The organism is Janthinobacterium sp. GL_088, assembly GCF_057837845.1.
Genome location: NZ_CM174453.1, coordinates 3,456,348 through 3,474,118, shown reverse-complemented (window position 1 = coordinate 3,474,118; position 17,771 = coordinate 3,456,348). Strand labels below are relative to the sequence as shown.

Annotated in this window: 17 protein-coding genes; 4 read left to right on the top strand and 13 right to left on the bottom strand. The window is 64.0% G+C overall.

Annotated elements, in window-relative coordinates:
* Positions 1-8: 8 nt before the first annotated feature.
* Genes AC3IQ7_RS15645 through AC3IQ7_RS15635 form a run of 3 tightly spaced genes read left to right on the top strand, consistent with a single transcriptional unit; the run spans position 9 to position 5,630 of the window.
* The gene (locus tag AC3IQ7_RS15645; protein ID WP_489206590.1) at positions 9-1,961 is read left to right on the top strand and encodes an XrtA/PEP-CTERM system amidotransferase; all 1,953 of its coding nucleotides are present in this window, start codon (positions 9-11) and stop codon (positions 1,959-1,961) included.
* Positions 1,962-1,965: 4 nt separating this feature from the next.
* The gene (locus tag AC3IQ7_RS15640) at positions 1,966-3,198 is read left to right on the top strand and encodes a TIGR04063 family PEP-CTERM/XrtA system glycosyltransferase (protein ID WP_489206589.1); all 1,233 of its coding nucleotides are present in this window, start codon (positions 1,966-1,968) and stop codon (positions 3,196-3,198) included.
* Positions 3,195-5,630, top strand: a complete 2,436-nt coding sequence (locus tag AC3IQ7_RS15635; protein WP_489206588.1) for a glycosyltransferase — start codon at positions 3,195-3,197, stop codon at positions 5,628-5,630. Before AC3IQ7_RS15640 ends, AC3IQ7_RS15635 begins: the two co-directional genes overlap by 4 nt.
* Positions 5,631-5,639: 9 nt before the next feature.
* Here AC3IQ7_RS15635 and AC3IQ7_RS15630 read toward each other — a convergent pair whose 3' ends face one another.
* The 8 genes from AC3IQ7_RS15630 to AC3IQ7_RS15595 form a co-directional block, all read right to left on the bottom strand.
* The gene (locus tag AC3IQ7_RS15630; RefSeq protein WP_489206587.1) at positions 5,640-5,984 is read right to left on the bottom strand and encodes a hypothetical protein; all 345 of its coding nucleotides are present in this window, start codon (positions 5,982-5,984) and stop codon (positions 5,640-5,642) included.
* 50 nt (positions 5,985-6,034) lie between these two features.
* On the bottom strand, positions 6,035-7,774 hold the full coding sequence (locus AC3IQ7_RS15625) for a serine hydrolase (protein WP_489206586.1): 1,740 nt from the start codon (positions 7,772-7,774) through the stop codon (positions 6,035-6,037).
* A gap of 209 nt (positions 7,775-7,983) precedes the next feature.
* On the bottom strand, positions 7,984-8,628 hold the full coding sequence (locus AC3IQ7_RS15620; RefSeq protein WP_099376840.1) for a hypothetical protein: 645 nt from the start codon (positions 8,626-8,628) through the stop codon (positions 7,984-7,986).
* Positions 8,629-8,672: 44 nt separating this feature from the next.
* The gene (locus tag AC3IQ7_RS15615) at positions 8,673-8,972 is read right to left on the bottom strand and encodes a hypothetical protein (RefSeq protein WP_489206585.1); all 300 of its coding nucleotides are present in this window, start codon (positions 8,970-8,972) and stop codon (positions 8,673-8,675) included.
* A gap of 336 nt (positions 8,973-9,308) precedes the next feature.
* Entirely contained in the window at positions 9,309-9,950 is a 642-nt protein-coding gene (locus tag AC3IQ7_RS15610; protein WP_489206583.1) for a hypothetical protein, read from the bottom strand.
* A gap of 29 nt (positions 9,951-9,979) precedes the next feature.
* Positions 9,980-10,426 carry a hypothetical protein gene (locus AC3IQ7_RS15605; RefSeq protein ID WP_489206582.1) on the bottom strand — a complete coding sequence of 149 codons (447 nt, stop codon included), beginning with the start codon at positions 10,424-10,426 and terminating at the stop codon, positions 9,980-9,982.
* Between the two features lie 52 nt (positions 10,427-10,478).
* Positions 10,479-10,949 (bottom strand): MepB family protein, encoded by a 471-nt coding sequence (locus AC3IQ7_RS15600; RefSeq protein WP_489206581.1) that lies wholly within the window; start codon positions 10,947-10,949, stop codon positions 10,479-10,481.
* Entirely contained in the window at positions 10,946-11,194 is a 249-nt protein-coding gene (locus AC3IQ7_RS15595; protein WP_233516029.1) for a hypothetical protein, read from the bottom strand. The genes AC3IQ7_RS15600 and AC3IQ7_RS15595 overlap by 4 nt, the downstream gene beginning before the upstream one ends.
* An 84-nt stretch (positions 11,195-11,278) precedes the next feature.
* On the opposite strand from AC3IQ7_RS15595, the gene AC3IQ7_RS15590 reads away from it, so the two are divergent.
* The gene (locus AC3IQ7_RS15590; protein ID WP_322426980.1) at positions 11,279-11,641 is read left to right on the top strand and encodes a TfoX/Sxy family protein; all 363 of its coding nucleotides are present in this window, start codon (positions 11,279-11,281) and stop codon (positions 11,639-11,641) included.
* Here AC3IQ7_RS15590 and AC3IQ7_RS15585 read toward each other — a convergent pair.
* The 5 genes from AC3IQ7_RS15585 to AC3IQ7_RS15565 form a co-directional block, all read right to left on the bottom strand.
* Positions 11,630-12,634 carry a 2-hydroxyacid dehydrogenase gene (locus AC3IQ7_RS15585; protein ID WP_489206580.1) on the bottom strand — a complete coding sequence of 335 codons (1,005 nt, stop codon included), beginning with the start codon at positions 12,632-12,634 and terminating at the stop codon, positions 11,630-11,632. The genes AC3IQ7_RS15590 and AC3IQ7_RS15585 overlap by 12 nt on opposite strands.
* 87 nt (positions 12,635-12,721) lie before the next feature.
* Positions 12,722-13,915 (bottom strand): hypothetical protein, encoded by a 1,194-nt coding sequence (locus tag AC3IQ7_RS15580; RefSeq protein ID WP_489206579.1) that lies wholly within the window; start codon positions 13,913-13,915, stop codon positions 12,722-12,724.
* 44 nt (positions 13,916-13,959) lie between these two features.
* The gene (locus AC3IQ7_RS15575; protein WP_489206578.1) at positions 13,960-15,150 is read right to left on the bottom strand and encodes a hypothetical protein; all 1,191 of its coding nucleotides are present in this window, start codon (positions 15,148-15,150) and stop codon (positions 13,960-13,962) included.
* 2 nt (positions 15,151-15,152) lie between these two features.
* On the bottom strand, positions 15,153-16,706 hold the full coding sequence (locus AC3IQ7_RS15570) for an MBOAT family O-acyltransferase (RefSeq protein ID WP_489206577.1): 1,554 nt from the start codon (positions 16,704-16,706) through the stop codon (positions 15,153-15,155).
* Entirely contained in the window at positions 16,696-17,769 is a 1,074-nt protein-coding gene (locus tag AC3IQ7_RS15565; protein WP_489206576.1) for a glycosyltransferase family 4 protein, read from the bottom strand. Before AC3IQ7_RS15565 ends, AC3IQ7_RS15570 begins: the two co-directional genes overlap by 11 nt.
* Between the last annotated feature and the right edge of the window lie 2 nt (positions 17,770-17,771).

The window sequence follows — 17,771 nt, the reverse complement described above, 5'->3', positions numbered from 1 at the left end:
GGCCACCCATGTGCGGCATCAGCGGCATCTTTGATTTGCAGGGCCAGCGCGACATCGACGTGCTGCTGCTGGCGCGCATGAACCACAGCCTGCGCCACCGGGGGCCGGACGAAGGGGGCTTGCACCGCGAGCCGGGCCTCGGCCTGGCGCACCGGCGCCTGTCCGTGATCGACCTGGCCAGCGGCCAGCAGCCGCTGTTCAACGCCGACCGCAGCATCGCCATCGTCTTCAATGGCGAAATCTATAACTATCGCAGCCTGATGGCGGAGTTGCGCCAGTTCGGCCATCAATTCCGCACCAGCAGCGACACGGAAGTCATCGTCCACGCCTGGGAACAGTGGGGCGAACAATGCGTGCAGCGCCTGCGCGGCATGTTCGCCTTCGCCCTGTGGGACCGCCGCCGCCACCTGCTGTTCCTGGCGCGCGACCGCCTCGGCGTGAAACCCCTGTATTACGGCGAGGCGCAGGACGGCACCCTGCTGTTCGGCTCCGAACTGAAAGCCCTGCTGGCGCATCCGGCCATGCCGCGCGCGCTCGACCCGCTGGCCGTGGAAGAGTATTTCGCCTACGGCTACGTGCCCGAGCCGCGCAGCATCTTCCAGCACGCGCGCAAGCTGCCGCCCGGGCATACCCTGTCGATACGCGCCGGCCAGCCGCTGCCCGCGCCGCAAGCTTACTGGGACATCCCGTTCACGCCGAATCCGCCCGCCAGCGAGGCGCAGGCGGCCGACGAATTGCTGGCGCGCCTGCGCGAAGCCGTGCGCATCCGCATGGTGGCCGAAGTGCCGCTCGGCGCCTTCCTGTCCGGCGGCGTCGATTCGAGCGCCGTCGTGGCGCTGATGGCCGGGGCGAGCGCCACGCCCGTCAACACGTGTTCAATTTCGTTCGGCGACCCGGCCTGGAACGAGGCGCGCTACGCCGACCTGGTGGCGCGCCGCTACGCCACGGCGCACCACGCGCGCCAGGTCGAGCAAGACGACTTCGAGCTGATCGACCTGCTGGCCAACCTGTACGACGAACCGTTCGCCGACAGTTCCGCCATGCCCACGTACAGAGTCTGCCAACTGGCGCGCCAGCGGGTCACGGTGGCCCTGTCGGGCGATGGCGGCGATGAAAGCCTGGCCGGGTACCGGCGCTATCGCCTGCACACGCGCGAGGAAAAAGTGCGCAAGGCGATGGACCCCTTGCTGCCGGCCGGCCTGCGCCAGTCGCTGTTCGGCACCCTGGGGCGGCTGTACCCGAAGGCCGACTGGGCGCCGCGCTTCCTGCGCGCCAAGACCACCTTCGAAGGCCTGGCACGCGACACGACGGATGCGTATTTTCACGGCGTCAGCCTGCTGGGCGACGCCATGCGCGCGCGGCTGTTCAGCCCCGAGCTGCGGCGCAGCCTGCACGGCTACCGCGCCGTCGAGGTGCTGCGCCGCCACGCGCTGGCCAGTCCCGCGCAGGACCCGCTGTCACAAGTGCAGTACCTGGACTTGAAGACCTACCTGCCCGGCGACATCCTGACGAAAGTCGACCGGGCCAGCATGGCGCACGCGCTGGAAGTGCGCTCGCCCCTGCTCGACCATGAACTGGTGGCGTGGATGTCCGGCCTGCCGCCGCACTTCAAGCTGCGGCGCGGTGTAGGCAAGTATCTGCTGAAAAAAGCCCTGCGCCCGCTGCTGCCCGACGCCCTGCTGTACCGCCAGAAGATGGGTTTTTCCGTGCCGCTGGCCGACTGGCTGCGCGGCCCGTTGCGCCGGCGCCTGCAACAGCGGCTGCTCGGTCCCACGCTGGCGCAGTGCGGCCTGTTCGACATGGACTACGTGCGCCTGCTGCTCGAGCAACATGCGAGCGGGCGGCGCGACTACAGCGCGCCCCTATGGGCGCTGCTGATGTTCGAAGCGTTCCTGCGCCAGGTGCTGCCCGTCGATGGCCGCCAGGCGCCGATGCCCGCGCCAGCCATGGCAATGGAGTGAAGCCATGCGCATCCTGCACATCCTCGACCACTCGCTGCCCCTGCACAGCGGCTACACCTTCCGCACCCTGGCCATCCTGCGGCAGCAGCGGATGCTGGGCTGGCACACGACGCAGCTCACGAGTGCCAAGCAGGGGCCGACGGATGGCGCGCAGCAGTTGGTCGACGGCTGGCATTTCTACCGCACGGCGCCCGATGCGCACTGGTGGGCGCGCCTGCCCGTGCTGCGGCAAGTGGCCGTCATCGTCGGCCTGGCCGTACGCCTGCGCCGGCTGGCAAGACGCCTCAAGCCCGACATCCTGCATGCGCATTCGCCGGCCCTGAACGCCATCGCCGCCCTCAACGCGGGCCGCGCGCTGGGCATCCCCGTCGTATATGAAGTGCGCGCCTTCTGGGAAGACGCGGCCGCCGACCATGGCAGCAGCCGGCCCGGCGGCCTGCGCTACCGTCTCACGCGCGCGCTGGAAACCTACGCGCTGCGCCGCGCCGACGCCGTCACCACCATCTGCGACGGCTTGCGGCGCGAACTGTGCGCGCGCGGCGTGCCCGCGCATAAAATCACCGTGATACCGAACGCCGTCGATGCCGGGGCCTTCAAAGTCCCTGATAATCCAGCATTGGCCCGCACGCTGGGTTTGGATGGTTATCCTGTCATCGGCTTCATCGGCTCGTTTTATGCGTACGAGGGACTGGCCCTGCTGCTGCGCGCCATGCCGCGCCTGCTGGCGGCACAGCCGGCATTGCGGCTGCTGCTGGCCGGCGGCGGGCCGCAGGAAGCAGCGCTGCGCGCGCTGGCGGCGCAGCTGGGCATAGACCACGCCGTGGTCTTCGCGGGCAGAGTGCCGCATGCGCAGGTGGCCGCCTATTATCAGCTGGTCGACATTTGCGTGTATCCGCGCCTGCCGATGCGATTGACGGAGCTGGTGACGCCCTTGAAACCATTGGAGGCGATGGCACAGGGCCGCCTGGTGCTGGCGTCCGACGTGGGCGGCCACCGCGAACTGGTCGACCATGGCAAGACGGGCATGCTGTTTCACGCCGGCGACGCCGAGGCGCTGGCGCAGGCCATCTTGTCGCTGCTGCTGGCACCCGCCAGCTGGCCGGCGCTGCGGCGCCAGGCGCGCGCCTTTGTCGAGACGGAACGCAGCTGGGGCGCCAGCGTGGGCCGCTATGCGCCCGTGTATGCGCGCGTGACGACGGCGCGCATGGCGGAGGAACTGGCCGGAGTCGTGCCATGATCTTCACCGGCTTGCGCATCGCGCTGGTCGGCCCGCTGCCCCCGCCTGCCGGCGGCATGGCGAATCAGACGGCGCAACTGGCGCACAAGCTGCGCGAGGATGGCGCGCAAGTGCAGCTACTGGCCGTCAACGGCCCCGTGCTGCCGCCCTGGCTGGCGCGCATCCGCTACCTGCGCGCGGCGCTGCGCCTGCCCGTGCATTTGTGGCGCTTGTGGCGCACGGCCAATACGGTCGACCTGTTCCACATCATGGCCAATTCCGGCTGGTCCTGGCATTTGCAGGCCGCACCCGCACTGTGGATCGCCAGCCTGAAAGGCAAACCGGCCCTGCTCAATTACCGGGGTGGCGAAGCGGCCGTTTTTTTTGCCCGGTCGCCGCACCTGGTGGCGTTCAGCCTGCGCCGCGCCAGCGCCATCGTCGTGCCGTCGGCCTACCTGGCCGGCGTCTTCGAACAATATGGCCATACGGCGCATATCGTGCCGAACGTGCTGGACTTGCAGCGTTTTACACGGGCTGCGCCGCGTGTGACTGGCGATGCTGGCCCGTGCATCCTCGTGGCGCGCCACCTGGAAAGCCTGTACGACAATGCCAGCGCCGTGCGCGCCTTCGCCATCGTGCGCGAGGCATTTCCCGCGGCACGCCTGGTGCTGGCCGGCGGCGGGCCGCAGCGCGCGGCGCTGGCGCGCCTGGCCAGATCCCTCGGCGTGAAGGACGCCGTGCGCTTCGTCGGCCCCGTCGACAACGCCGCCATGCCGGCCCTGTACCAGGCCAGCGACATCGTCCTCAATCCCAGCCTGGCCGACAACATGCCCAATTCCGTGCTCGAAGCGCTGGCCTGCGGCGTGCCGGTCGTCAGCACCAATGTGGGCGGCATCCCCGCCCTGCTGCTGGATGGCGCGACGGCGCTGCTGGTGCCGCCCGGCGATCCGGCCGCCATGGCGCAGGCCATCCTGGCGCTGCTGCGCGATCCGCTGCGCGCGCAGGGGCTGGTCGACGCGGGCCTGGCGCATGCCGCCACCTTCGGCTGGCCCGGCATCGCACCCCGGCTGGCCGCGCACTACCGCCGCATCCGCGCCGCGCCGCGCCCCGGCATCTACACGCGCTGCGTCGCCCGCTGGCTGTTTCCCCTGCATGAATGGCTCAAAGGCCACCGCAGCGCGCGCCTGCTGCGGCGGCTGGAGCGCTCGCAGTGGTGGAGCACGCAGCAACTGGAAGAGTGGCAGCTGGCGCGCCTGCGCGCGCTGCTACGCCATGCGGCCGAGCACGTACCATATTACCGCGCCCTGTTCGCGCGCAGCGGCTTCGATCCGGAACAGGTGCGGCAACTGAGCGATCTGTCGCGCCTGCCGCTGCTGCGCAAGGTTGATATCGCCAGTGCGCGCGACAGTTTCAAGTCGGCCCACGCCGTGGGCTTGCGCCCGTTCGCCACGGGCGGCTCCAGCGGCGAGCCGCTGCAGTTTTTCCTCGGGCGCCGCAGGATCAGCCACGACATCGCCGCCAAGTGGCGCGCCACGCGCTGGTGGGGCGTCGACATCGGCGACCGCGAAGCCGTGTTGTGGGGTTCGCCCATCGAGCTGCAGGCGCAAGACCACGTGCGCCGCCTGCGCGATGCGCTGCTGCGCACCACCCTGCTGCCCGCATTTGCCATGTCGCCCAACCGCCTCGATGGCTACGTGCGACAGCTGCGCCGCTGGCGTCCGCGCATGCTGTTCGGTTACCCGTCCGCCCTGTGCCGCATCGCCAGCCACGCCAGCGCACGCGACCTGCCGCTCGACGGCCTGGGCGTGAAAGTGGCGTTCGTCACGGCCGAACGCCTGTACGACGAGCAGCGCGCGCAGATCGCCGCCGCTTTCGGCTGCCCCGTGGCCAACGGCTACGGCGGGCGTGACGCGGGCTTCATCGCCCACGAATGTCCGGAAGGCGGCATGCACATCACGGCCGAAGACATCATCGTGGAAATTGTCGATAGCCAGGGCCAGCCACTGCCCGCTGGCGCCACGGGCGACATCGTCGTCACCCACCTGGCCACGCAAGACTACCCGTTCATCCGCTACGCCACCGGCGACGTGGGCGCGCTGGGCACCAAGCCATGCGCCTGCGGCCGCGGACTGCCCCTGCTGCAAAAAATCGAAGGGCGCAGCACGGATTTCCTCACGGCCGTCGATGGCACCGTCATGCACGGCCTGGCCCTCGTCTACATCGTGCGCGAACTGCCGCAAGTGCGCAGTTTCAAGATCATCCAGGAAAGCCTGCAGCGCACGCGCGTCCTGCTGGTCTGCCTGCCGCGCCTGGACGCCGCCACGCGCACGGCCATCGTCGCCGGCTTCCAGGCCAGGCTGGGCGCGCAAGTCGACATCGCCATCGAGGAAGTCGACGAGATCGCGGCGGAAGCGTCGGGGAAGTACCGCTATGTGCTCAGCAAAGTCGCCTAGCACGGCGGCCTACAGCGACATCAGATAATTCTTCTCCACCACGCGGCCATGCCGGTCCAGCTCCACCGACCACACTTCCAGGTCCGAGTTCAAGCGGTTCTCGAACCACAACCGCTCGACGCAGGGAGCCGCGCATGGCGTGGTGGAATAGTGATTGAAGGAGACTCCCTCACGCTCCACATGGGTCGGCGTACCTAAGCGGGCAAGCACCGACTGCCGCGTATCGCCCGTCTGGACTTGATAGAACGCCGCCTTGCGGCTATTGGAGAACACGCAGCATGCGGCGACATAGCAGGCAGGGCTGAGGATGAGCAGACACAATAGTATTTTCTTAGGCGATATCTTGATTGGCATACCGTATTGTCGAGGACTTTATCCGGCGCGGCAAGCCGCGCCCACACCGTTCAGTCGTCAACCAGATCGAAGTCGGTAAGCAAACCGTCCGCGGTCAGGTAAACCAGCAATTTTCGCTCCGGCTTGATGCCGCTGACGTGGAAGGCAAGGACGCTGTCCACCTTGCTGCCATGGCGTTCGATCGCTCGGCCAGCAACAGCTTGCTCGTGCAAAAAAGTGAGTGACTTGACATTGACGAGTTCGCCAATAGCTTGTGTGCCAAAGTTGTTTTTGACGCCCGCTGTGGCGAATGCCGAGTTGGCCAAGCCGCTACCGCCACGCCCAATGTCGGCAAGCAAGGCCTGCACATTCCGGGTGCGCGCAGGCTTGGGGTCGGTGCGTGCTGCCAATGTATGCATCAGCGGGCCGATGCGCGGCGCCTTGTTGGCTTTGTCTTTGGTCGTCACGACGACGCCTGTCACCTCTCCTTGTGCATCGACGATGAAAGCCAGTTCGCAATTGCGCGACGTCGAATGGAAGCGATGCGCGCCGACAGGCACGAAAGTTTCGTCGGGCAAGCCATCGAAAATGCTGCGTAGCTGACCACCCTGCATATCGAAGGTTCCCATCGTGTTGTTCGCCAACTCGTAGCGGCCCGTGTAGCGGATGAGTTCCTTGGCATCGATGTTGATGGCGGGGTGCTTGAGCAACACGTCATAGTCGGCGTCTGGCCAGTGATAAGCGCGGCCGATGGCGGCTGTCAGGCGGTCCATCATGCGGGAATTGTCATTTGCGTTAATCATGATCACGGCACCCTGGCCTGTGCCGGAAAATGCCGTCAGCAAGGTATCGAAGCCTTCGTCACGCCCGCCGTGCGAGAAGCGTTGCGCGCTGCCGCTACCGTCAAGGAAGACGCCCAGGCCCACGTTCTCCTTTTGCGGGGTCAGCATCTGCCGGGTCAAGGCTGCCGAGATGACGGGGTTGGACGTGCCAGCCAGAGACTGCTGCACGCCGATGGCGAAGCGCGCCAGGTCCGAGGCGTTGGTCCATAAACCGGCCGCCGCCATTTCCGGATACACATGCCAGCGTCCTGCCACCATGCTGCGATCGGCAAGGTGGCCACTGGCATTCAGGCGCGCGCGCTCGGCTGGCGGCGGTTGCAAATAGGAACTCTCATGCATTCCCAGGGGCTTGAGGACTGCGTCGCGCATGTAGTCGGGAAACGCCTGACCGCTCACATCGGCCACCATTTGTTGCATGACGGTATAGCCGCCACCGGAGTAACGCACCTTGCTGCCTGGAGCGATGTCAACGCGAATTGCTGCGGTGTTCGCGGGCTTCTCGCCATCGAGCACCTGGACCACGCTGGGTACTGGCGCATTGCTGGCGTAGCCAGGGAAACCATGCACGGTCAGCCCGGCGTTGTGGCTGAGCAACCTGCGCAAGGTCACCTTCTGTTCGGCCGTCAGGGCGCTGTCCGGCAGCTTCCACGTGAGCAGCCGGGTATTGACGTCCTCGTCAAGGCCAAGCTTGCCCTGCTCTACCAGGTGCAGCGCCCCCAGCGCGGCCACCGGTTTACTGACCGAACCGGCCTGGAACAGTGTGTGCGGGCCGACCGGCGTCTTGCCGACCTTTTCTGTGACACCGTAACCTTGCGCCCTGACAATTTTGCCGTTCTCGATGATGGCCAGCGACAGTCCGGGGATTTGCCGCATCTTCATTTCGGCCTTGATGATGTCGTCCAACTCGTCCGCCTGGGCACTACTTGCGAACAACAGGGTCACGATGAATGCCAGGGAATGAACTCGCATGAACGATTCTTTCAATGGTGGTTGACGGATGCCAGGAAGGAAACGTTGACGATACGTCAGCGCACCCTGCCGCCATGCGGGATTGCGACAGGCCGTCAAATATCAGTCATGGACGGTCATTTTCCCGGATGAGTTGCGGCCCGCGTTTGCTGGCGTGACGAATTCTGGCTGCTTGCCGCTGTTGGCAGGTTTTGCGCCGTTGTGGGCCTTCACGAATCGCCGGTACTTGAAATATTCTGCACCATACTTAGCTCCCAGTCCTTTTGCCATTTTTCTGAATCGTCCTGATCGAACCAGCCGGCTACGTAAGAGGATATTTCATCCGCATCCTGCAAGTTCGATTCTGCCAAATATGAAACTGTCGCTTGAAATCCCGCCCCAATAAAAAATTCCACGCCCATTGATGTTCCGACATCCATATTTATATGCTTTGCTACCCAAAGGCTATGGATATCGCTTGTGCTGCCGAGACGATAAAGCAAGAAGGCACAACGATAAATTCCTTCGTAAGAATCACCATCATCTTTTATTGTCCCATCCCAAAGCGCAATTCTATACCGCACTTCCTTCTCGAAGACTTGTCGAATTAGCGTGGAGTATGGCGCGAGTGGCCGCTCCAGCAGAATTTTATAGAGTTGTTGGCGTACCCGCGGCGAGTCGAGTTCACTATCGCTGTCAGGTGTAAGAAGTCCCTGGGAGTTTTCAAAATACTCAAGAATTTTTTCAGCGCACAAGAAGGATATTTTATTTTTTTCTGCAGACCTATTTTGACTTATCTCAACTTCAACCTGCGCCACAATCTGAGGCGTGATAGGCAATTCTGGCGTATTTTTACGCTTAAAAAAATTCCACATTAAACTTGGCCTTTTAGATCCTGTCCGCTCCCACTTGAGAGCACTTAACTGTCCTGCTTGAGCCTTGTGAAAACCGCCCAGGCAAGCACCGCAATGCCTGCAACGATACATCCGGCCAGACTGACGGCGGCACCAAAAATGTACCACGCCACATCGAATCCGTGACTATAGAATGTTCCGACAAATAGCCCGCTTACCAGCCAGACTAACACCGCCAATTTCAGCAGAAAGTTTTTTACTTTACGGATAGGTCGACCAAGGCGCATTTGTTGAATAGCGGCCATGCCCATGACTAAACAAGCCAAACTCGCCGCAATTATCAAGCGTGAAAATGAATACTCCATGTCGCAACCTGACTTGTAGCTGAGCCAGCGGGCCCATAGATTAAAAGACCGGGGGGCTTAAGTGCAACAGCCCATTATCGCTTGCAACGACGCCGCCGGCCTGAATCCGCACTACAAAACTCATGCGGCCACACGAATTGGCGAGCGTCCAGGCGTCCGCTACTGGCCGCTACCGGACGATAGCAATATCTCAGTAAAGGTCTTATTGCCATCCTGATAAAAATAAATTTCTCAAGCCCTTATATCACAGCGGCAAGGCGCAGATAAATTCTAAAGTGGCAAGGGGCCTGTACAAATTCTTTCCGTGCAGGACGGTGCGCCCCCATGTGCCACCCTTCACTCTTCAGCGCTATCTGCCCCTATCGGCGCATTTCTGGCGATCTCATCCAGATTTTCAAGCACCGTGTTCGTCAGGGGAACACTAAGCCCACGGACGAGAAGGCCAAGCAATCCGATTTCCCGCATCATCGCTTTGCGCTCATCGTAATCGGGATTTTCTGAGTAGTGGAGTACATCCACCGTCTCAAGCACTTTTTCTGCCGAAGCGCAAAAATCGGCAAGCTTGCCATATTGCATGTACTGAATCGCATAACTGGCTGAAATAAGCGCATTTTGTGCAAGATCGCCCTCGATATCGCCAAATTCCTCGCTGTCAGGAATTTCCGAATCAAGGGTCGCCAGCATATCCCCCCATACCTGTTCATCTTGAAAGCAGGCCTCCACATTCAATGACAGTTCGACCATGTTCAAAAAATACCGGGACCTGTTTTCACCATAGCGGACATCGAATTGCTCCATCAATGGCGCCTGGCGCTTGATGAAATTGATCAATACTGCAACATTTTCACGCTGCGAGAGCCTGGCCGCCGCATCAATGATGTGCTGACCATATTTATTTATAAGCAATTGTATTTCACTCTCTTTTTTCTTTGAATTTCCTGTCCAGGCAGGGCAACGCTGCCATTCCGACGCGATCACGCACCAGATACTGGAGCCGCCCCAAAGCACTAGTAACTCGACGATGGGGCCAGCGCCGCGCACTCCCTGACGGTCTTCGCGCTATAGTCGAAATTGATGCTATTCGTGCCCTGGCCACGATACATGCTCTCACCTTCCCCGATGGTCGCCTGCGCGCCCATCTTGCACAGCACGGCCGGTGCACGCTGCGCCCAGTCCAGCCTGCGCAAGGTGGCGATATTCCTGTCGCGCAGCGCAGCGCTCCAGCCCTCGTCCTTGAAGCGCACCGAATAGACCACAGCATGCAGCTGCACCCGGCTCGTCCGGTCGATCACATTGCCGCCGCTCTGCAGCACTTCAGCCAGGTCGCTCTCGATGAACTGCATGACGTCGGGACCGCGCTTGGGCGTGTCATTGCGGCCCAGCTGGGAAAGAACGAAGAGCGCGAACACGACAAAAAGCGTCAGATAAATTTTTCCATCAAAAAAGGACTTCATTCCCGCTTTCCCATGTTGTTCAGTATGTATATCTGCCCCTGGGCCGGAAACGTCAGGCGATGTCCAGCAGCTTTGCCAGCCCAGGCTGATCCCCCGCCGTCACAAACCACGCCGCCTGCCAGCGCTGCGTGCGCTGCGCCTGGATGGATTCCGGCGCGCACCACGGTGGATACACGCGCAGCGCGCGCTTGCCGCCCTGGCTGGCGCGCGACATCACGCCCCGTTCCAGCAGCACACTGCGCGGGAAAACGAAGAAGCCGTGCCGCGCGCCGTCGTCGTCCGCCACGGCGATGATGACGACGTCAAAAGGGTCGGCGTCATCCAGCGGGGCAATGTCGGCATCGGGATGGGGGCGCTTCCAGACGGTGACGAACTGGCCGATTTTCGTCGGCGTGGTTTTCGCCACGCGCAAGACCAGGCGCTTGCCGTGCAGTTCGGCGCGGCAGGCGCCGTAGTCCGCGCTTTCCGCTTCCGGCACGGGCGCTTGCGGCAAGCCTAGAAATGCCCATGGACTGGCCTTCATTGCGCGCTGAACTCGGCTGCGGCCTTGGCCGCCCACAGCGCCTCGGCGTGGCTGGCGAACGGGCTGTCGTAGCCGTCGACGGTGCCTTCCTCGTCGACAAAATACAGCCACCAGCCGTCGGCCTGCTGGCGGATGGCCGTGTGGCCAGGTGCGCAATGGGTTTCGATGGGGTCGCCGGCGGCCAGGGTGGCGATGCGGATGCCGCGGTGAATAATATGCTCGGGTGTCATGGGAAAATACGTCATGCGAAAAAATCAATGGCCGTAGTGTAGCCGGGCCGGCCCATCCTGGCCAGTGCGCTACACTATTGCTTCATATGGAGAAAAAATATGGCATCACAGCAAGGCACGGTGGATTTTTTACTCGACCAGATGGCGGGCGCGGGCAGCATCAGCGCGAAAAAAATGTTCGGCGAGTATGGCCTGTATTGCGACGGCAAGATGTTCGCCATCGTCGCCGACGACCAGCTGTTCATCAAGCCGACGGACGCTGGCCGCGCCTGGATCAGTACGCAAGGCTCGCTGCAGGAAGCGCCGCCCTATCCGCAAGCCAAGCCGTATTTCCTCATCGATGGCGGGCTGTGGGACGAGCGCGACTGGCTGGGCCAGCTGGCGCGGCGCACGGCCGATGCCTTGCCGCTGCCAAAACCCAAGCCGCCGCCCAAGCCTAAAAAACCGGCATCAGCTGCTTAAGACGCTGTTTTCGCAGGCCTTGCCTTCACGGAAGCATGCCAGGTTGTGATACGTGATGGCGGCGATCTCGCGCAGCGCTTCGATGGTGAAGAAACCCTGGTGGCCCGTCACCAGCACGTTCGGGAACGTCATCAGGCGCTGGAAGATGTCGTCGTCGATGATGTCGGACGAGCGGTCCTGGAAGAACAGATTGCTTTCCTGTTCGTACACATCGATGGCCAGGGAACCGAGCTGGCGCGATTTCAATGCTTCGATGACGGCGCCGGTGTCGATCAGGCCGCCGCGCGAGGTGTTGACCAGCATGGCGCCCTTCTTCATCAGCGGCAAGGTTGCTTCGCCGATCATGTGGCGCGTGCTGTCCATCAGGGGGCAATGCAGCGAGACGATGTCGGACTCGGCCAGCAGCCGCGGCAGCTCCACCATCGTGCCCAATTCAGCGAACGCGGGTGCCGGATACGGGTCGTGGCCCAGCACCGTGCAGCCGAAACCTTTGAAGATGCGCGCCGTGGCCAGGCCGATCTTGCCCGTGCCGACGATGCCGACCGTTTTGCCGTGCAAGGTGGCGCCCAGCAAACCGTCCAGCGAGAAATTGCCTTCACGCACGCGGGCGTAGGCGCGGTGCGTGTGGCGGTTCAGGGTCTGCACGAGGGCCAGCGTGTATTCGGCAACGGCTTCCGGAGAATAGGCGGGCACGCGGGCGACGAACAGGCCCAGGCGTTTGGCCGCTTCCAGGTCGAGGTTGTTGTAGCCGGCGCAGCGCAGCAGGATGGCGCGCACGCCGTAGCCATGCAGGGCTTCCAGCACGGGCGCGTCGAGCACGTCGTTGACGAAGACGCACACGGCGTCGGCACCTTGCGCCAGGATCACGGTTTCCTGGCTCAGCAAGGCGCTGTGATAGACCAGTTCGATGCCGGCGGCGTCGGGCTGGGCCGGCAAGGCTTCGTCGAAGAAACGGCGGTCGTAGGGCTGGCTGGCAAAGAAGGCGATTTTCATGGGGAGTCCTGGAACTTGCTGGATGGCAAAACATCATCATAGCGCAAGCGCCCTGCCCCACCCTGTACGCCTGGCGCCGTGGATCATCTATTTGGGTTCGCGGGGCAAGGTCAGCACGTGGCGCAGATACGCCGTTTCTTCGGCGTGCTGCGCGTGATAGCGCTCGCGCGCAGCGCGCATGGCCGCGTGGTGGGCCGCGATGCCGTTTTCCGTCAACTCCACGCCGAAGTCCGCCGGCACCGGCACAGGGCCGCCGAACAGGCGCGCCAGGATGAGACGGCCCACATTGTCGCGGTAATGCGATGCTTCCCAGTAATAGCGCATCGCGCGCGCGCCCGTCACCTGCGGGATCGCCTCGCTGGTGATGCTGTTGAAGCCCGAAAAATCAAGCAGGCGCACGTCGCAGCCCTGGCGCCGGTAGCGTCCGACCATCTGCGCCAGGTCGCGCTGCCATGTTTCCATGGCGCCCCACTTGCCGCGCCAGTACAGGGCGTCGAGCGTGAGCGCATGCGTGGGATTGATGTACAGGCGCAAGCGCGTGCCGCCCCGGCATAGTTTTCCGACACTGGCATCGAAGGCCTGCAGCGCGGGCGCCGTCGGCCCCAGGCCGTCGCCGAATTCTTGCAGGCGCGGCGTGAAGGCGCGCGCCGTGCCGGTCCAAGTACGGTTGCGGCTGGTGAGGCAGGATTCATCGCGCTGGCCGTGCAAGGCCAGGCTGGACAGGCACACGCCGTCATAGGTGCCGCTGAGGATGCGCCAGGTGTCGCGCGTCATGTCGACAGTCAAGCCGCGCTTGATGTTGAGCAAAGCCCGGCGCGCGAAAAACGCGGGGCCGGCGTCCGTCAAACCCGGTTCCACGCCGGCCGAGCCCAGCTCCAGCGAGAACGAGGGCGCGTCGATGCCCCACACCATGGTGTCGACACGGCTGACCCTGGCCGCGTGCTCGGCCAGGCGCATGGCTTCGCCGATGGAGGCGCCCGAGACGGCGCTGTTGAAGACGCTCTTGCCTTCAAACAAAGTGCGCACACTGTTCGCCGGCAAGCCCATTTCCGTGCGCGAGTTGCCGATATACACGACGGCGGGCTGGTAGCGCGCCACGGCATACGTCTTGCCCCACACGCTGAGTTTTTCGGTCGTCGGCCGCAATCGCTGCAGCAGCGGGCTATCCCACTGGTGCAGCAAGTATGGATCGACGTGGTAATTGACGGCCGAAACGAGGGCCAGCGCGGCCAGCGCGCAGGCAAGGAAAATGGCGAGGTAGCGGCGGGCAATGGTATCCATGGTCAGTATTGGAGGGTGAGAAATGGCGTATACGGCACCTTGCATCAACGCCGGATCAGCGGCCCGTCCAGCACCCGCTGCGCATAGGCCGTTTCGCGCGCGTGTTCCACGCGATAGCGGTCGCGCGCGGCGCGCATGGCGGCCTGGTGGGCGCCGATGTTGGCCTGCGTCAGTTCCACGCCGAAATCGGCCGGCGGCGGCGTGCCACCGCCAAACAGGCACGCCAGGATCAAGCGGCCCACATTGTCCCGGTAGTGCGACACTTCCCAGTAATAATGCATGTCGGGCTTGCCGCTGACGAGCGGGGTCGCTTCCGTCGTGATGCTGTTAAAGCCGGAAAAATCATACAGTCGCACGTCGCAACCCTGCCGGCGGTGGCGCTCGGCAATCTGCGCCAGGCCGCGCTGCCAGGCCTGCATGGCGTCCCACTTGCCGCGCCAGTGCAGCGCGTACAAGGTCAGCGCATGCGTGGGGTTGATGTACAGGCGCAGTCGCATGGCGCCCCGGCACAGCTTGGCTATGCTGGCGTCAAACGCCAGTGTTGAGGGCCGCGTCGGCCCCAGTCCATCGCCGAATTCCTGCAGCCGCACGGGAATGGCGTCCTTCGTACCGAGCCAGTGCTTGATGCCCATGAGGGTGCAGGTCTCGTCGCGCTGCCCGTACAGGGCCAGGTTGGAGCGGCAGGTATCGCCGGCATTGCCGGTGAGGATGCGCACGCTGTCCTCTGTCATGTCCAGCGTCAGCCCGCGCTTCAGGTTGACGAGGGCGCGCCGGGCGAAAAAGCCGTGCCCGGCGCCCGTCAGGCTGTCTTCCACGCGCGCCGCCCCCATGTCCAGGGAAAAAGTGGGCGCGTCGATGCCCCACACCATGGTCTCGACGCGGCTGACCCTGGCCGCATGCTCGGCCAGGCGGATGGCGTCGCCGATCGAGGCGCCGGACACGGCGCTGTTGAAGACGCGCTTGCCGTCGAACAAGGCGCGCATGCCCGTCGGCAAGCCCAGTTCCGTGCGCGAATTGCCGATGTAGATGATGGCCGGCCGGTAGCGCGCCACGGCATAGGTCTTGGCCCAGGCGCCGAGCTTTTCATTCAACTGGCGCGGACGCTGCAGCAAGGGGCTGTCCCACTGGTGCAGCAGGTAGGGATCGATCTGGTAGTTCAGCAGCGAGACGGAGCCGAGCGCGAGGCAGACGCAGGCGAAGAAACCGGTGACGTAGTGGCGGGCGGCAGTGTCCATGCTCAGAATTGAAAATAGAGAAATTCGGTGACCCGGTTCATGCCGAAGATGCAGGCGACGAACAGCGCGGCAAAGCCCACGCTCCAGCGGCGCGTGGGCCTCCAACTGAAAGCCCAGCGCCCTGCGGGTTGAAAGATTCTTTCAATGGCGGGCTCGTAGAGAAAGAATATTTCTTGCGTATTCGGCGCCTTGAAGGCCAGCAACATGGCGCCCAGCAGCACGGGCAAGCCTGGCCCCGCCAGTTCGATCCAGCGGATGCCGCCGAACGCCGGATGCAGGCCCCACCGCGCCAGGCTGGCCGCGTGGCTGGCCAGGCCGCGCGGCAGGCTGACCCCGTTCGCCCCCACCAGCGCGCCCGTGATGTCCCAGGCCGTGGCCACGTCGGGCGCGCGGAAGAAGATCCAGGCCAGCATCACGGCAAGAAAAGTCAGCAAGCTCGGCCACCAGCGCGCCGTTGCCGCACCAAACATGCGCTGCCACGCCTGCTGCAGCACCAGGTACAGGCCGTGCAAGCCGCCCCAGATGACAAACGTCCAGCCGGCCCCATGCCACAGGCCGCCCAGCAGCATGGTCAGCAACAGGTTGCGGTAGCGCATGGCTTCGCCGCGCCGGCTGCCGCCCAGCGGGATATAGAGATAGTCGCGCAGGAAGCGCGACAAGGTCATGTGCCAGCGGCGCCAGAAGTCGGCGATATTGGCCGCCTTATACGGCGAATTGAAGTTCAGCGGCAACTTCACGCCGAACAGGCGCGACAGGCCGATGGCCATGTCGGAATAGCCGGAAAAGTCGAAATACAGCTGGAAGGTATAGGCCAGCACGCCGATCCACGCCTCGATCAGGGTCGGTGTGGCGCCGGCCGTGAAGACGGGGATGGCCAGCGGCGACAGGTTGTCGGCGATCAGCACCTTCTTTGCCAGGCCGATGGTAAAGATCGACAGGCCGATGGCGAAATTGGCGGCGCGCGGATGGGCGTTGGCCGGGTCGGCGAACTGCGGCATCATGTCGCGGTGGTGCAGCACGGGACCGGCGATCAGGTGGGGAAAATAGCTGACGAACAGCACGTAATGGATGAAGCGATATTCGCGCACCTCGCCCCGGTAGCAATCGACGAGGAAGGCGATCTGCGTGAAGGTGAAGAACGAGATGCCGATCGGCAGGATGATGTCGAGGCCGGACCACGGCAGGCTGCCAGCGCCAGCTCCGGCAGCCACGGCATTGACGCTGTCGATGAAGAAATGCGCATATTTGTAGTAGGCGAGCAAGCCCAGGTTCAAGGCCAGGGCCGCCACCAGCACGCGCTTGCGGGCCGCGCCCGCATGGGCGCCGATCAGGCGGCCGGCGCCGTAATTGACGCAGATCGATGCCAGCAGCAGCGGCAGGTAGCGCATGTCCCACCAGGCATAGAAGAATAGCGAGGCGAGCGCAAGCCAGGCAGCCGGAGCCAGGCGCCAGCTGGCCTTGGTGCCCCCGGAAGACGCCCAGCGGTCCAACAAAAAATAGCCGGCCAGCACGATGGGCAGATAGCCGAACAGGAAAGCAAAGGAATTAAACAGCATGTTGCCTCCTGGCAGGCAGCGACTGCACCTGGTAGTAACACTCGGCAATCTGCGCCGCCACCCGTTCCCACGTAAAACGTTCCACCAGGGCTTGCACGCGCTCGCGCTCGGGAGGCAGTGCCAGCCATTCGAGGATGGCCTGGCGCTGCGCGGCGCCGTCGTCCCAGGCCACCTTGCGCAGCGCGAAGACGGAATCGGGCAAGTCCAGCGCGCTTTGCGCCGTCATGACGACGGGCGTGCCGGCCGCCAGCGCTTCGAGCACGCTCAAGGGAAACACCTCGCCCTGGCTGGGCAAGGCCGCCACGGCCGCCGCATGGAAGGCGCTGGCCAGCAGCGGGTCGGCGTGGTCGAGCGCGCCCAGCCAGCTGACGTGCGGCAAGTCCAGCAATTGCTGCAGATACGCCTGCTGTTCGCGCGGCGCGGCGCCGATCAGCACCAGGGGCACGCCGGCGCACGCCAGCGCCTGCGCCAGTCCCAGCTGGTTTTTGTAGGGCGAAATACTGCCCACCATCAGCACGAACGGCCCGGCGATGCCCGTCTCGCGCAGGAAAAAATCGCCATTGGCCGTAAAAAAATGCGGGTTGATCCCGTTCGGCAAGACGCGAATGGCATCGATCGGCATGCCGAAACCGTGCACGATGGCGTCGCGCTCGGCCTCGCCCAGGGCGATCACCACGTCGGCCAGCTGCAAGGCGCGCCGCGTTTGCGCATAGCTTGTTTGCACCATCCATTCCGTCAGGCGCCCTGCCAGCCGGTCGGCCAGCCGCGCGCGCCAGGCGCTGGCCCGGCCCCAGCCCGGTGACAGCAACGGCGACAGCACCACGGGCACGCCTTGCTCGCTGGCCATTTCCATGATGCGGTAGGTGCCGTTGCTTGCCGAAAACACGTGCAAGACTTCGAAATCGGCCAGCCGCTGATGGTTGGCGTCGACCAGCTGCACGTCCAGGGGCCGCGCCGGTAACTGGGGCAGCCGGTTCAGCGCGGCAATGGTTTCGCGTACCTGGATCTGCAAGCCGCCGTCGCGCTGGAACAGCATCGGGTAGGACAAGATACCGACACGCATGG

Bases quoted from the DNA above. Each gene is read 5' to 3' on its own strand.
- AC3IQ7_RS15620 (WP_099376840.1), bottom strand. From the start codon at position 8,628: ATGTGGAATTTTTTTAAGCGTAAAAATACGCCAGAATTGCCTATCACG.
- AC3IQ7_RS15635 (WP_489206588.1), top strand. From the start codon at position 3,195: ATGATCTTCACCGGCTTGCGCATCGCGCTGGTCGGCCCGCTGCCCCCG.
- AC3IQ7_RS15575 (WP_489206578.1), bottom strand. From the start codon at position 15,150: ATGGACACTGCCGCCCGCCACTACGTCACCGGTTTCTTCGCCTGCGTC.
- AC3IQ7_RS15585 (WP_489206580.1), bottom strand. From the start codon at position 12,634: ATGAAAATCGCCTTCTTTGCCAGCCAGCCCTACGACCGCCGTTTCTTC.
- AC3IQ7_RS15595 (WP_233516029.1), bottom strand. From the start codon at position 11,194: ATGACGTATTTTCCCATGACACCCGAGCATATTATTCACCGCGGCATC.
- AC3IQ7_RS15640 (WP_489206589.1), top strand. From the start codon at position 1,966: ATGCGCATCCTGCACATCCTCGACCACTCGCTGCCCCTGCACAGCGGC.
- AC3IQ7_RS15570 (WP_489206577.1), bottom strand. From the start codon at position 16,706: ATGCTGTTTAATTCCTTTGCTTTCCTGTTCGGCTATCTGCCCATCGTG.
- AC3IQ7_RS15605 (WP_489206582.1), bottom strand. From the start codon at position 10,426: ATGAAGTCCTTTTTTGATGGAAAAATTTATCTGACGCTTTTTGTCGTG.
- AC3IQ7_RS15625 (WP_489206586.1), bottom strand. From the start codon at position 7,774: ATGCGAGTTCATTCCCTGGCATTCATCGTGACCCTGTTGTTCGCAAGT.
- AC3IQ7_RS15630 (WP_489206587.1), bottom strand. From the start codon at position 5,984: ATGCCAATCAAGATATCGCCTAAGAAAATACTATTGTGTCTGCTCATC.
- AC3IQ7_RS15565 (WP_489206576.1), bottom strand. From the start codon at position 17,769: ATGCGTGTCGGTATCTTGTCCTACCCGATGCTGTTCCAGCGCGACGGC.
- AC3IQ7_RS15580 (WP_489206579.1), bottom strand. From the start codon at position 13,915: ATGGATACCATTGCCCGCCGCTACCTCGCCATTTTCCTTGCCTGCGCG.
- AC3IQ7_RS15600 (WP_489206581.1), bottom strand. From the start codon at position 10,949: ATGAAGGCCAGTCCATGGGCATTTCTAGGCTTGCCGCAAGCGCCCGTG.
- AC3IQ7_RS15590 (WP_322426980.1), top strand. From the start codon at position 11,279: ATGGCATCACAGCAAGGCACGGTGGATTTTTTACTCGACCAGATGGCG.
- AC3IQ7_RS15615 (WP_489206585.1), bottom strand. From the start codon at position 8,972: ATGGAGTATTCATTTTCACGCTTGATAATTGCGGCGAGTTTGGCTTGT.
- AC3IQ7_RS15645 (WP_489206590.1), top strand. From the start codon at position 9: ATGTGCGGCATCAGCGGCATCTTTGATTTGCAGGGCCAGCGCGACATC.